Source organism: Amphritea balenae (assembly GCF_003858655.1).
In the GTDB taxonomy this organism is placed as follows: Bacteria; Pseudomonadota; Gammaproteobacteria; order Pseudomonadales; family Balneatricaceae; genus Amphritea; species Amphritea balenae.
Window position 1 is genome coordinate 576590 of the sequence record NZ_RQXV01000001.1, and the last position, 13850, is coordinate 590439.

A 13850-nucleotide genomic window follows, 5' to 3' on the forward strand; every position below is an offset into this window, starting at 1 on the left:
ATTTTCAAAATGAACACCGAGACAATAATAAAACCACGGTCAGTCGTCATGAAAAACCTCCCAATGGATCTGTTGCGCACTTTTACTACCATCAATGACCTGGGGGGATTTACTCAGGCTGGCGAACTGTTAGGTCGTTCACAACCGGCCATCAGTCTGCAGGTAAAACGATTAGAAGAGCTGTTGGATATCCAGCTCTTTAACCGTGCGGGCGGGCTAAAACTGACCGAAGAGGGCCGTATGCTGTACGAATCAGCACGCAAGATTCTTGAGATGAATGATGCAGTGGTATCCCAGTTATCAGCACCTTCTGTCAGCGGTACCGTACGCTTAGGTACCCCCAATGATTTTGAAGTTTCTTTTCTGCCGGTACTGCTATCTAAATTCTCCCGTGCCTACCCGGATGTGACACTGGATGTAACTTCCGATGTTAGTATTAACCTTCGTGATGGATATAAGAAAGGCTCTTACGACATGGTCATGTCGATGGATGAGTTTCCTGAACACGGCTTTGCCGACGATGACTATATCGTCGAGACACTATCCTGGATTGCTGATCCGGGTTTTAATCTGAACCGAAGTCAGCCAGTGCCACTGGTGCTTTACCCTCAGGGTTGTATTTATCGAAAGCATATTACCGATGCTCTGAACGAAGCGGGTATTCCCTGGCGAGTACTTTATTGCTCTTCGAGTCTGCTGGGCATCCAGTCCGCAATTAAAGCCGGCTTAGGTATTAGCGCACTGGTACTCAATACTATCCCTGAAATATTTCAGGCTGAACAAACCTATAACAATCTCCCTGAATTGGGCAAAGTTACTATAGGGTTTAATTATGATCAGAACAGCCTGTCCCCTGCCGCAACTCTGCTACTGGACTTTCTGCGCCGCGGACTGAAGCAAAGTCAGGATTATCCTGCATCATTAAAAATACCTTCAGCTACTGGCAACAGCTATCTTTCCGCTCGCTAATATCCGGACCGAAGGTTGATCTTTATCTCCTTCGCGACGGCTAAAACTGTAGATCAGCGATGCCAGTAATAACGTTAGCCCCAGCATAGTAAATAACAGCCGATACTGTTCAGGCAGAGATAGTTGAGCAGCCGCTCCCCACTCCAGCAACCAACCACTTATCGCCTGTATCAGAGCAACACCTGCGATACTCACCGCCGTCAGTACCGCCATCCCCCGCCCCAGATATTCAGGGGCAAGAAATGTTCGGGAATGGGACATCAACAATGGATAGTTAAAACCAAACAAACCGATAAGCACAAAAGCCCACATCGCAAACCAGACACTGGTCCTTGGAAAAAAGGCCAAAGCAACAAAAGGAATCACTGCCAGCATCGCGCTGGCCAGAACCACCAGCTTGGTAGAATTTAACCGGTGATCAAGCCAACCCAGCATAAAGGTTCCCAGCGCCATTGCCACAGACATCGCCATCAGAACCAGTCCCCGTTCTGCAGGATCTGAATGATATATGTCGGCCAGATAAGGGCCGCTCCAGACGCCCCTTATAGCCATCAATACAGCATAACTGGCCAGGAACATTGGCAACAGCAACCACAGCGACCGGATCCGAAGAATACTTGCCATACCCATTAGCATTCTTGTCAGCGTTTCATCGCTATTTGAAGGTTTATCAGATCCCAAACCAAAGAAACACAGTAGTCCAACCAATCCTGTAATCAGAGCGATCAACTGCATCGATCCACGCCAACCAATCGTTTGCGCAAGCAACGCCAGCGGTGTTGTTCCCAGCAGATCACCAATACTGCCGATGGAAATCACCAGCGCCGTGATATAAGCAAACCTTAATGGTTCAAAGCAACGCCCGATAAACAGCATAGTACCGGTAAATACCGGCGCACAGCCGATTCCTATCAAGCTCTGGGCTAACAACGCCAGGGAGTAACTATCTGCAACACTGAATAACAAAGTCCCCAATACCGCAAACAACAAAAAAGCGGCGATAGTCAATCGCCCACCAAACTTATCTAATGCAATGCCACAGGGAATCTGGGCGATAGCAAAGCTAATAAAAAATGCCGATGCCAGTAACCCTAAACGACTCTCATCCAGTAATAACTCTGCTGTTAGCTCTGGTGCTATGACCGCCAGCATACCGCGATAGAACAGACTGATGGCGTATGCAGCACAGAGTATCGCCAGCTCAACCATTCACTGAACACCTTCAACAGGCAAGTGCATTGGTGGGTTCGATAACGCTGAGCCGAATACTCAGTCCGGGGGACAGTCTATGCAGCGCCTGCAGCAGGTCAGGCTCGGATAACAAACGGGACATTCTGGCACGGATACGGGCACTGAACTGCTGCTCACCTACCAATGAGCGCCCCAGATATTGCTGATTCAACTGTTCAGTCTCTGCGCCATGGCACTCTAAAATCATGCGGATATCATGGTCTATGCCGAAGCGATACTGACCTTTGAGATCCAATACCAGGTAGCTGTCTGATTGCTCTGCGCATTTATACTCAGAACGCTTATATTCAGAACGCTCATCCAACTCATCAATAGCAATGACTTCAACCCCTTTCAGTGCAAACTCAGCAAACATTTTTTGGGCAAAAGGGATATGAGTATCAGGCAGGCACACTTTATAAAGCGCCATTACCCGGCCTGCCATGACAGTTTGCTGACTATCGAGAAAAACGCCTTCCATCAACGCAATCGTTTCACAAAACTTTTTTAATTGTTCAGGCTGATCATTGCCCGTCACTGTTAATAACCAGGTCGCCATAGCAACACTCCTGCGAAGAAGTACAGCCGTTTATTAACAACGCTGCACTAGTGAAATAAGCAACGGATACCAGACTTATCTGATATCCGTCTTAGCGATGACTTTTGAAAACAGAATTTAGAAAAACGAGCTCAGAGAACTAGTCCAACAGGCTTGGCAGCCACAGGCTCAGCTCGGGTATGAAAGTCACAATAAACACCATCGGCAGATGTCCAAGTAACAGGAACTTCATGGTCGGCCCGATATATTTATCCAGTGATAATTTGGTCACTCCCCCGGCCATATACAACAATGGAGCACAAGGTGGTGAGATATTACCCAGCCCAAGGTTAGTACCAACAATGGCTGCAAAATGGATAGGATCTATGCCGATTTTTTGCACTACCGGCATCAGAATAATCGCTGCTAAGACACCACCGGATACATCATCAACGATCATGCCCATTAGCAGTAATAACAGATTGATAATAAGTAGCAGCACAATTTTATTATCTGAGATGCTTAACAGTAGCTCGGCAAACTGATTGGGTATCTGAGCCAGAATCATGCCCCGGCTAAGGATAAACAGGAAGAACAACACCATAATCACCGAGCCGGTCAGAATGGCCGCATCCTTACTCGATTCAAACAGGTTCCGAATGGTCATTGTCCGATAGATAACAAAACCGACAAACAGTGTGTAAACCAGTGCCACGGCCCCGGCTTCGGTCGGTGTAGCTATGCCACTATAGATACCGCCCAGAATAATAAACGGCATGATAATCGCCAGAGTCGCACGCTTTCCGGCATTCCAGATTTCACTACCTACTTCACGCATAGGCAGCTTTGGCGACACCTTGATGGTGGTATTTTTACGCAGAAACCAGAAATTCAGCGCACAATACACCAGGGCCAACAGAATGCCCGGTAACATCGTCGCAAGAAAAACTTTAGCAACAGACTGACGGGTCGCTATTGCGAATACAATCATCGGAATACTCGGCGGTATCATCAATGCCAGTACCGAAGATACGGCAACCAGGGCTGTTGCATGACCTTCGGGATAACCTTCCCTGATCATCCGCGGAACCATAATTTTGCCGATCGCAGCAATAGCCGCTGAAGCACTACCGGAAATCGCACCAAACATGGCACAACTGAGCACGGTTACCGCACCTAAACCACCTTTAGTACGACCCACAAACGCGTTCACAAAATCCAATAACCGCTCAGATATCCCTCCGGTACCCATCAGAGTGCCTGCCTGAACAAACAGTGGAAGTGCTAACAGGGAGAATGCTCCGATCTGGGAGTAGCCATAGCCGGCATGGAAAGAAATATCAGTACCGGACTGAATACCGTAAAACAGCGCTCCCAGGCCGAAAGAAAAACCTACTGGTACTTCAAGTAGCAGTAGCAGAACGACAATCGCAATAGTCAGGAAGAATATTGTCATGACCACACCTTATTTTTATTGTTTTGCTTAGCCCTGTTCAGGGCTGATATCCAGAGTTAATCTACAGAGCTAACATTCAACACTGCTGTTCAGATCTACTTTTGCTCTGAACCATTATCAGGACCATTTTTCAGATCCCGCACTTCCGCAATAATCTGTAGGCAGTAATAGAACGCCATCAGTGCAAAGCCCGTAACCATGCTGAAATCCCATAGATATTTAGGCCAGCGCATATAGATACTTTTGCGGTGCAGATCCAGATTGAACTGTGCAAATTTCAGCGCAAAATAACCAAACACACAGACGGCTAACAAACAGGCAACAGAGCCCGCCAGGCGGATCGCCTGAATCAGCGTGCGATTTTTAAAGATCAGGGCGATAATGCCCCCGGAGATATGGTCCTGATCCCGGGTCGCGTAGATCATGCCCAGAAAATAGGCCCACAGCGCCAGCATCGGTGCCAGCTCTTCAATTCCCAGAAAAGGCGATTCCAGGCCATAGCGCATCACTACCTGTGCCGCCATCAGCAAACCCAGCGCAATGGTTGCGATAACCATCGCTATAGCAATCACTTGTGCCAACCGGGCTTCAACCCGATAAAATAAGCTTTGCCTGGCTTTAGCGTCCCCCGGTACAGCTTTAATGTAAGCCGGTCCGATCATTTCATCCGGATGGGTATACTCGATACTCATAATAAAACTCCCGTTGAGTGCTCTTAGGAATCTGCGAACAAGTCCCAAGCACCTCAGGCTTACAGAGCGGTTCAAGTTCGAGGCAGCGATTACAGACATGCTGGTTGCCTGTCGAAAATCGTTAACAAAGAAATTGGATCGCTCTGCTAGCCCCCTTTTCTTTAAAAAGAAGGGTGGGCATTAAATTGACTTACTGCTTTGTCAGGCCACTTGGAAAGGACTCGTCATTCCGCTGCGCAGCCTTTCGCACACTAAGTCAATTTACTGTCCACTGAGAAAACTTAGGACTTATTCGCCGGTTCCCTTACAAAAAGAGCCTGCTAATGCAGTTCGCAGGCTCTTTAGAACTACCCCGGGCTATTACAGACCGGCAGTTTGCTTAAGATCAGACATGATCTCTTTACCCAACAGGCCTTCCATAATCGGCCATTCAACTTCCATTACAGTCTGCTTATATGCAGCAGCTTGTGCAGGATCTTGCTCCAGTACTTCAATACCTGCAGCCTGAATTTTATCCAACCAACCCTGGCTGAACTCTTCAGCATTATCCCAGGCCCAGCCTGTCGCATAGTCAGCGGCTTCCCGTACCCATGCACGCTCCTGATCACTCAAACCTGCCAACCAGCTCTTACTTGCGATCCAGAAAGTCGGCTCGAAAGATTCACGGGTATAAACATAAGCTCGCAGAACATCACGGAACATCAACACTTCATACGGTGGAGAGAACGCACGACCATCGATCGCACCTGTTTGCAAAGCGGTATGCACTTCAGAAAATGCCATCGGCACTACGGAGAAACCCAAAGCACTGTAACGATCGATCGCCATAGGATAGTTAGGCACACGAATCTTAAAGCCCTTAGCGTCCTGAGGAATTTTCACCGGAACATCAACGCCTTTACGTACCACATAACCGGTAAAATCGGTCGGCAACGTGCCCAGTAGTTCAACATTCAGGCCGTCATAGATCTCAGCGAAGAGCTTATCCATCTGACTACCCGGACCATACACTTTTGTCGCACTCGGCCAGTCATCAGCAACATAACCCAGGTTGGCAATATCAAGGCGCGGATCCAGCTCGGAGTTAGACCAGGCCATCGTCATAGGTAAAGCGCCCTGCATTACCTGCTCGGTAATAGTTGACCAGTCACCCAGATCGCCACCCGGATGATATTCAATATTGACAGTACCGCCAGACAACTCATCCAGCTTGCTGATAAACTGTTCAGAGACACTGTTAAAGATATGATCGGTTGGCATTACATGGGCCAGAATATGGCCATTCTCAGCTGCCTGAACCTGAGTCGGCAGTGTTGCAGTTAACGCACTTGCGGAGAGGGCTGCTGCGGCGAGCACCCCGGTAAACTTTTTGCTAAATCGGGTCATTTGACCACCTCTATTATTTTTATTAGTGGAACAGGATCTTGCATTGTCTGCCGTAACAGCAGGGTATCCCCTGCCTCTGCCTCCGTTGAGCTGACAGGCGCAGGTCTATCTGCCCCCTTAAACAATAAGATTGTACGGGGGACAGTTAACTGGATCAGTTATCAGGATTTAACGATGTTGTGCTCCGGACCGAATGGGAACTTAGTGATGTTTTCAACACTGTCCTCACCTACTACCAGAATGTCATGCTCGCGGTAGCCACCGGCGCCCGCCTTACCTTCAGGTAACATCAGCATAGGTTCCATAGAAACCACCATGCCCGGCTCGATGATTGTGTCGACATCTTCACGTAACTCCAGTCCTGCTTCGCGGCCGTAGTAGTGGCTCAATGTGCCGAAGGAATGGCCATAGCCAAAGGTGCGGTACTGTAATACATCATGCTGCAGGAATATTTCGTTCAGCTCGGCGGCGATATCGCTGCAACGAGCACCCGGACGGATCAACTCAAGACCACGGCGGTGCACTTTACAGTTAATTTCCCACAGTTCCAGATGACGATCAGAGGCAAACTCACTGAACAAAGTACGTTCCAGCGCGGTGTAGTAACCGGCGATCATCGGGAAAGTATTCAGGCTCAGAATATCGCCGGCTTCAACTTTACGGCTGGTCACCGGGTTATGCGCGCCGTCGGTATTGATACCAGACTGGAACCAAACCCAGGTATCCATCAGCTCGCCATGAGGATAAATATCAGCAATCGCTCGCACCATCGCTTGTACACCGGCTAATGCAACCTCATACTCAGGCACTCCAACTGCGATCGCATCACGAATAGCAGCACCACCGATATCTGCAACACGAGCACCGTTTTTAATAACAGCGATCTCTTCATCTGACTTGATCATGCGCATTTTCATAGTCGGTACACCGATATCGGCGAAATCAGACGATGGGAATGCGGCTTTCATTTTTTCCAGGTTTTGCAGTGGCATATGATCGTATTCAACACCGATCTTGCTGCCATCTTTAACCAGATTTTTCAGCGCGTAGAAGAAGTTATCTTTCTGCCAGTCGGTATAAACAACGTTATCGCCCAGTTGATTACGACGGTACGGCTGTCCGCCATCGATGTTCGCCGTAACGGTTGTGTAAGTATCCTGAGTAACCACCAGGCCATAATCACGACCAAAACGGCAGTAAACGAAGTCACTGTAGTAATTGATGTTGTGGTAAGAAGTAAACAACACCGCCTGCAGGTCGTTTTCAGCCATATAGCGACGCAGCTTTGCCAGACGAGCTCCCAGCTCCTCTTTAGAAAACGTAGGCTGCACCTTTTCGCCGTTTGGAATCGACAAAGTGTGTGGCATCTGCATATTTGAAATCCTCTTATTTTTGTAATTTTTATTACGTATGACCAATGGCACTGTCGCTGGTCTGAACGTGATATCAGCAAGCACTCTGCTGCTGGAAAATCAGATTAGCCGCTACCAACTCATAACAGAAATCAATAGTTTTAATGTAATCATTAACAATGCAAATGAGGTAGCAATGACAATAGCCAGAGCCATGAATCAGTCCAAAAAGAAGATTTATCCGGAGACTTGTAGAAGATAAATACGCTGCTATTTAGAGCGATCTTGTGTGTACCGGAGGAGAGTTAGCAGACATAATGACCTGCTATAGAGCTCCTTTTAAGAGCTCTGCAGGCATAAAAAAAGGGAAGCTTTCGCTTCCCCTTAATAACATTCAAAAGATGATCGCCAGACTGTTAAATATTCGCCTGAGTCTGCATTACATTAAACAGTACCTGAGTACCTGCACCTATCTGCTCGATGGTCGACCATTCTGCTTCGTTATGGCTGATCCCTCCTACCGAAGGGACAAAGATCATTGATGTTGGTACCTTACGGGATAGGTAAACCGCATCATGACCCGCGCCACTAACCAGTTCGCAATAGCTCAAGCCGGTATCTTTTACTGCATTCCCTACCGCCTCAATACATTCAGGTGCAAAGGCGGTGGGTGGACTGTCCCAGATACAGTTCAACTCTGCAGTGGTACCGCTCTGCTCAGCTATGGCAGCAATAATTTCCCGGGCTTTCTGCTCCAGACTCTGTAAACCATCCAGATCGCTATGACGCAGATCGACCGTTAAACGTACTTCACCCGGAATAACATTTCGGGATGGCTGAATAACATCCAGACAGCCAAAGGTAGAGCGAGTGTTACCTTCCTCATTACTATGGGCCAGCTCAAACAGTTCTTTAATCATACAGGCCGATGCATACAGCGCATCCTGGCGGTACGCCATAGGTGTTGGGCCTGCATGTGCGGAGGTCCCCTTAATCACCAGATCGTACCAGCGCATACCCAGTACCCCGGTCACGATGCCGATATCCAGTTTTTCTTGCTCTAATACCGGCCCCTGCTCTATATGCAGTTCAAAGAAACGATGAATATCACGCTGACCAACAGGTTCAGCTCCGTCGTAACCTATCTGCTTCAAGGCTTCACCAATGGTAACCCCTTCGGAGTCGGCCCTGCTCAAGCCATAGTCGATATCAAACTCACCACAAAACACTCCAGACGCAATCATCGCCGGCGCAAATCGTGAGCCTTCTTCATTAGTCCAGACTGACACTTCAACCGGACGAAAAGTTTGGATATTGTGATCGTTCAGCGTTCTGATCACCTCCAGTCCAGCGAGACAGCCATAGATACCATCAAATTTACCGCCGGTTGGCTGAGTATCCAGATGGCTGCCGGTAGTAATCGCTGCCGCATCAGGATTCGTACCTGGACGTCGGGCAAAAATATTACCGATCTGATCGATACTAATCTCACAACCGGCATCTTTACACCAGTTGATAAAAGTATCCCGGGCTTGCCGATCAAGCTCAGTTAGCGCCAGCCGACAGCAGCCACCCTCCTCGGTACCACCGATCTGACCCAGCGTCATCAGGCTATCCCAGATCCGTTGTTGATTTATCTTAATTTCAGGAATCATAATTACCTCGCTAATACCTGCCACGCTGTATTTCATTTTTTAACTTCCTGACCGCATTCCTTCATTATCAGGACCGCCTCGCACAGGCTAAAGCAATTTATCTACGGGGCTGAGACATTGCCTTAGCCGTGATTAGATAAGTTGGGAGAAAGATCAAAAGGAAGTAGCCAGTACGAAAAAGTAAGGAAAGAAAACCGGGCTCCGTAGAGCCCGGTTACTAAAGTTATGCCACTACCAGGAACAGTACACTTGAGACCGCCGCCGCAATAAGCGCATATGGCATCTGTGTCAGTGCATGCTGCATAGCAGTACAACCACTGCCCTGAGCAGACAGAACAGTAGAGTCACCATAGAAACATGCATGACTACCGAATGCTGCTGCGGACATCAAAGCACCCAGTATAAGCGGGATATTGGCATCCATCGCTACAGCCAGCGGCACAACAATAGGCAGTGCTACCGCCAACATGCCCCAGAAAGTACCGGTCGCAAATGCGATAAGCGCCATGACCAGAAAGACCATCATCGGCAACAATTCAGGCGTCATCATAGGCTTAACTGAATCGATAACATATAGCGTCAGGCCTAGAGAATCGTTGACCTCTTTCAGCATGAAGCTGGCAACTACGGTACCCAGTGGAATCAACATAGATTTGAAACCATCCATCATGGTATCGAAGGTTTCATCGAAGGAAAGAAGACGCTGACCAGCATACAGAACGATTGTAATAGCCAGTGATACCAATACCCCCATCAGAATATCGACATCAAAATACCAGGTAAAAAAGATCAGCGATGCGATCGGAATAAAGAAGTTCAGCAAGTGTGGCTGAGTGCGAGCAGAGCTCAGACTTTCACCGCCAATCAGCTCAATACCATCGGCACCATCCGGAATTACCTGACCACCTTTTGCCCGCAGCTCAGCTGTTTTCATCGCGCCTAATAAGGGGAATTTACCCATCGCTACCAGCGGAACAATGATTGCGGCAACCCAGGCATAGAACATATAAGGAATTGCTTGAATATAAACTGTCAGTCCCTGCCCCTGCTCCGCAACACCGTTGTCTTCTAACAAACCAGAAAAGAAAATCGCCCAGGTAGAGAAAGGTACCAGCACACAGATAGGTGCAGCGGTTGAATCTACGATATAAGCCAACATCTCTCTCGATACTTTGTATTTATCAGTAACCTTTTTCATAGAAGAGCTAATAGCAAGTGCATTAAGGTAGTCATCAATAAAGATGATCAGACCCAGAATCCAGGTAACTACAAGGCTGCTACGCTGTGATTTAACAAACCGAATCATAAACTCACTGAAAGATACCGCACTACCGGTTCTTACCAACAACGCAATCAGGCTGCCGAATAAGCCACACACCAGAATGATCCAGCCGATAACTCCATCCCCCATCACAGTAAGGGCTGTCGAAGCAAATTCGCTCACCACTTCAGTGGGAGAGGTAATCAGTAATCCAATAATCACACCGGCTAGAAGGGACTCGATCGTGCGGTGGGTAATCAGGGCAACGACCAGCACGATGATCGTTGGTATAAGCGCTATTGCTCCAAAAGACTCCATAATTTACACCTTATTCTCTGTCTTATTTTTTTTCTAAAATCAAACTCTCAGAGTCAGGTTAATACTGCAGCCGCACGGGCGAACATATACCAAAAGGAATAGCGCGGCTTTTCATGTTCCCGCAAAATCAGGCATCATCAGTTAAAGGTTAATATAAAACAGTCATTGCGAGGTGAAAGATCTACGGAAGGCACTAACAGGTATAAGGAATAAACAGCTTTTGGTGGGCTCTGCGCCCCTTTAGCTCATAGTTGATCACTCCATTGACGCTTCCATTGCCAGATGATTCAGAAACAATGAAAACAGCTGAGACTGGGTTGAAACATTCAAACGGGTATAAATATTTTTTCGATGAACTTTCACGGTTCCTGGTGTGATACCTAAGCTACTGGCGACCGACTTACTCGAGTGCCCCTGCAAAATAAGACTGATAATCTCCAACTCACGTTCAGTCAACGTTCCGCTACCAAAGGTTTTAAATGCTTTTTCCACAGGATCAGCATCATCGGCCCCGCTCACAAACTTCACTGACTGTAGCGCCCAAAACTCTCGAACTAAGCTCCGTATCAGTGGGAATATGCTATTTAAGACATTACGCTCACTGCGGGTCAGAGATTCCATTTCGGAAATTCGTGCCAGGGAGATAATCATCACAACATCGTCGGGCAGATCAATAAAAAGTCCCACCTCATCATCGATGTTATTTAAACCTCGATAGTACTGCAGATAATAATCGCTCTGCTCAAAAGAGTCTGGCGCCATCTCTTTTAGCCGGTATACACCCGGCGCAATATGTCTATTCAATGCGGTATAAAACGGGTCCAGTGCATATACACCATCAAGATACTTTACGACTACTTGTTTATGTTCTGAAGGCAGATAGCTGTCATAGATAGATATTGGCCGGTGATTATTCTTGTAGGTAATAATGACAACGCCCTGAAAGTTAATCAGCTTACCCAGCGTCTCTACCAGCACACTACAGAATGACTCAGAACGCAGCGCACTACTTAATCGCGCCAGCTGTTTATGCCATTCAGCAAGTTCTTTATGACTCAGACCATCAAATAATCGCATACAGATTCTTCGCTTATCGCTTATTCCGGTTGTCAGTATAGCGTTACATTGCAACTGACTTTAAATGAATGCCTACCATACCTGATGGTTCCGTTCTGACCATATAGCTAAAGGTATATAACTTTTGGGATGTTCCGCAAACCCAGCCTCATTTGGTTTGATAGAGAGATCCTGGGAAATGTACGTAAGCCTCTTATTCACTCTTTTCCTGATCGAACTGTATAAACAACATAATAAATAAGTGAGGGCATATGTCTGAATTCACCCATACCGAGTTCTTTGAAATGGATAAGCAGCACTTCATCCATCCTTACACCGATTTCAGCACCTTTCAGGACGAAGGTAGCCAGGTTATCAGCCATTCTGAAGGGGTATATGTCACTGACACCGAAGGTAAACCTTATCTGGATGGTATCGCCGGACTCTGGTGCGTCAATATAGGCCACGGCCGCAGAGAGATGGCTGAGGCCATAAGCAACCAAGTGACAACCATGGAATACTATAATCCATTTGGTCACAGTACTAATAAACCCGCCGCTCAACTGGCTGCAAAACTGGCCGAACTCTCGCCCGGAAATCTGAACCATGTGTTCTACGGTTGTGGTGGATCAGTCGCCAACGATACCGCCGTTCGCCTTGCGCACTACTACTTCAATATGAAAGGGTTGCACAGCAAGAAGAAGATAATATCCCGTTGTGACGGCTACCATGGCAGCACTTACCTAGCCGCCGCTCTAACCGGCATTCAGGGTACTAAATACGGCTTTGATGCAGCTGATAATTTGGTGGAATATATCTCTGCTGCCAATATGTACCGCCGCCCTGTTGGCGCTGAAGATCTGACCGAAGCGCAGTACTGCGACTTTCTAATCGATGAATTTGAAAACCATATTCTGCAGCTGGGTCCTGATAATGTAGCAGCGTTTATCGCCGAACCTATTATGGGCGCCGGCGGCGTTCTGGTAGCACCTGCGGGTTATCACAAACGTATGTATGACACTTGTAAGAAATACGACATGCTATTTATCGCTGATGAAGTGGTCACAGCTTTTGGTCGTTTAGGCGCAATGGTCGCGTCTGAAGAGTTATACGGTTATACCCCTGACATGCTTTGCATGGCGAAAGGACTGACCTCTGGATATATTCCGTTAGGCGCCACGATGCTGTCTGATGAGATATACCAGGTTATCAGTAAGCCTCAATGTGAAGGTGGCCTTCTGAGCCACGGTTTTACCTACTCGGGACACCCGGTTGCCTGTGCAGCAGCACTTAAAAACATTGAGATTATGGAACAGGAAAAGCTTTGCGAGCATGTACAGGAAGTAGGTCCATACTTTTTTGAGCAGGCACAAAAGCTAGCCGATCTGCCAATTGTCGGAGATGTTCGTGGCAGTCACTTTATGGTGGGTATAGAACTGGTCAGCAATAAAGCTGAAAAGTCCCGTTTCCCGGTCACGGCTGGTATCGGTCAGCGGGTATTTAAACACTGCCAGGAAAGGGGCGTCATCGTCCGCCCGGTCGGTGATGTCATAGTACTGTCACCACCACTGGTTATGACCCGTGATCAGACTGACATTCTGTTCAATGCTTTGTATGAAAGTATTGCTGCTGTTACACAGGAACTTGGACTTGGCTGATTTTACGATTCATCCAAGTTAGCCGTTATGAATAAACGAGCTCTATAATGGTTGATCTGTTACGGAGTTCGTTTATTCAGTCACTCACTACCCCTTCTATGTCGAATAGTGATCTGACATAAATAACCAGATAACCCCGACAAACAAAGTGAAAAACAAAAGGTACTCGAGTGTTTTTCTCATAGCATTCACTCTTCTGCTCAATAAAATAGCAAATAAAAAAGAGATAAAAATGGGAGGCTAAGCCTCCCATTTGTGTCTCTCCAGACAGATTAAAAC

11 protein-coding genes are annotated in these 13850 nt (G+C 47.4%); 2 read left to right on the plus strand and 9 right to left on the minus strand.

Annotated features, from left to right (window positions below; all coding sequences use genetic code 11):
* The first annotated feature begins 48 nt into the window (after positions 1 to 48).
* Entirely contained in the window at positions 49 to 969 is a 921-nt protein-coding gene (locus EHS89_RS02660) for a LysR substrate-binding domain-containing protein (protein ID WP_124924553.1), read from the plus strand.
* Here EHS89_RS02660 and EHS89_RS02665 read toward each other — a convergent pair.
* The 9 genes from EHS89_RS02665 to EHS89_RS02705 all read right to left on the minus strand — a co-directional run bounded on the left by EHS89_RS02665 (position 934) and on the right by EHS89_RS02705 (position 11934).
* Complete coding sequence (locus EHS89_RS02665; RefSeq protein ID WP_124924554.1) at positions 934 to 2178, minus strand: MFS transporter; 1245 nt, start codon at positions 2176 to 2178, stop codon at positions 934 to 936. The two genes, EHS89_RS02660 and EHS89_RS02665, sit on opposite strands and share 36 nt — an antisense overlap.
* 13 nt (positions 2179 to 2191) lie before the next feature.
* On the minus strand, positions 2192 to 2758 hold the full coding sequence (locus tag EHS89_RS02670) for an ACT domain-containing protein (RefSeq protein ID WP_124924555.1): 567 nt from the start codon (positions 2756 to 2758) through the stop codon (positions 2192 to 2194).
* Positions 2759 to 2897: 139 nt separating this feature from the next.
* Positions 2898 to 4193 carry a TRAP transporter large permease gene (locus EHS89_RS02675; protein ID WP_124924556.1) on the minus strand — a complete coding sequence of 432 codons (1296 nt, stop codon included), beginning with the start codon at positions 4191 to 4193 and terminating at the stop codon, positions 2898 to 2900.
* Positions 4194 to 4288: 95 nt separating this feature from the next.
* Positions 4289 to 4885, minus strand: coding sequence for a TRAP transporter small permease (locus EHS89_RS02680; protein WP_211340273.1), 597 nt, complete (start codon positions 4883 to 4885; stop codon positions 4289 to 4291).
* A gap of 360 nt (positions 4886 to 5245) precedes the next feature.
* Positions 5246 to 6271, minus strand: a complete 1026-nt coding sequence (gene dctP / locus EHS89_RS02685) for a TRAP transporter substrate-binding protein DctP (RefSeq protein ID WP_124924557.1) — start codon at positions 6269 to 6271, stop codon at positions 5246 to 5248.
* A 161-nt stretch (positions 6272 to 6432) separates the two neighbouring features.
* Positions 6433 to 7644, minus strand: a complete 1212-nt coding sequence (locus tag EHS89_RS02690) for a M24 family metallopeptidase (protein WP_124924558.1) — start codon at positions 7642 to 7644, stop codon at positions 6433 to 6435.
* A gap of 395 nt (positions 7645 to 8039) precedes the next feature.
* The gene (locus EHS89_RS02695) at positions 8040 to 9314 is read right to left on the minus strand and encodes a Zn-dependent hydrolase (protein ID WP_229753489.1); all 1275 of its coding nucleotides are present in this window, start codon (positions 9312 to 9314) and stop codon (positions 8040 to 8042) included.
* A gap of 187 nt (positions 9315 to 9501) precedes the next feature.
* A complete protein-coding gene (locus tag EHS89_RS02700) occupies positions 9502 to 10857 on the minus strand; it encodes a Na+/H+ antiporter NhaC family protein (RefSeq protein ID WP_124924559.1) in 1356 nt (451 codons plus the stop codon).
* A 255-nt stretch (positions 10858 to 11112) separates the two neighbouring features.
* Positions 11113 to 11934, minus strand: coding sequence for a helix-turn-helix transcriptional regulator (locus EHS89_RS02705; RefSeq protein ID WP_124924560.1), 822 nt, complete (start codon positions 11932 to 11934; stop codon positions 11113 to 11115).
* 251 nt (positions 11935 to 12185) lie between these two features.
* Between EHS89_RS02705 and EHS89_RS02710 the strand changes: the two genes are divergently transcribed.
* Complete coding sequence (locus EHS89_RS02710) at positions 12186 to 13571, plus strand: aminotransferase (RefSeq protein ID WP_124924561.1); 1386 nt, start codon at positions 12186 to 12188, stop codon at positions 13569 to 13571.
* Positions 13572 to 13850 lie beyond the last annotated feature (279 nt).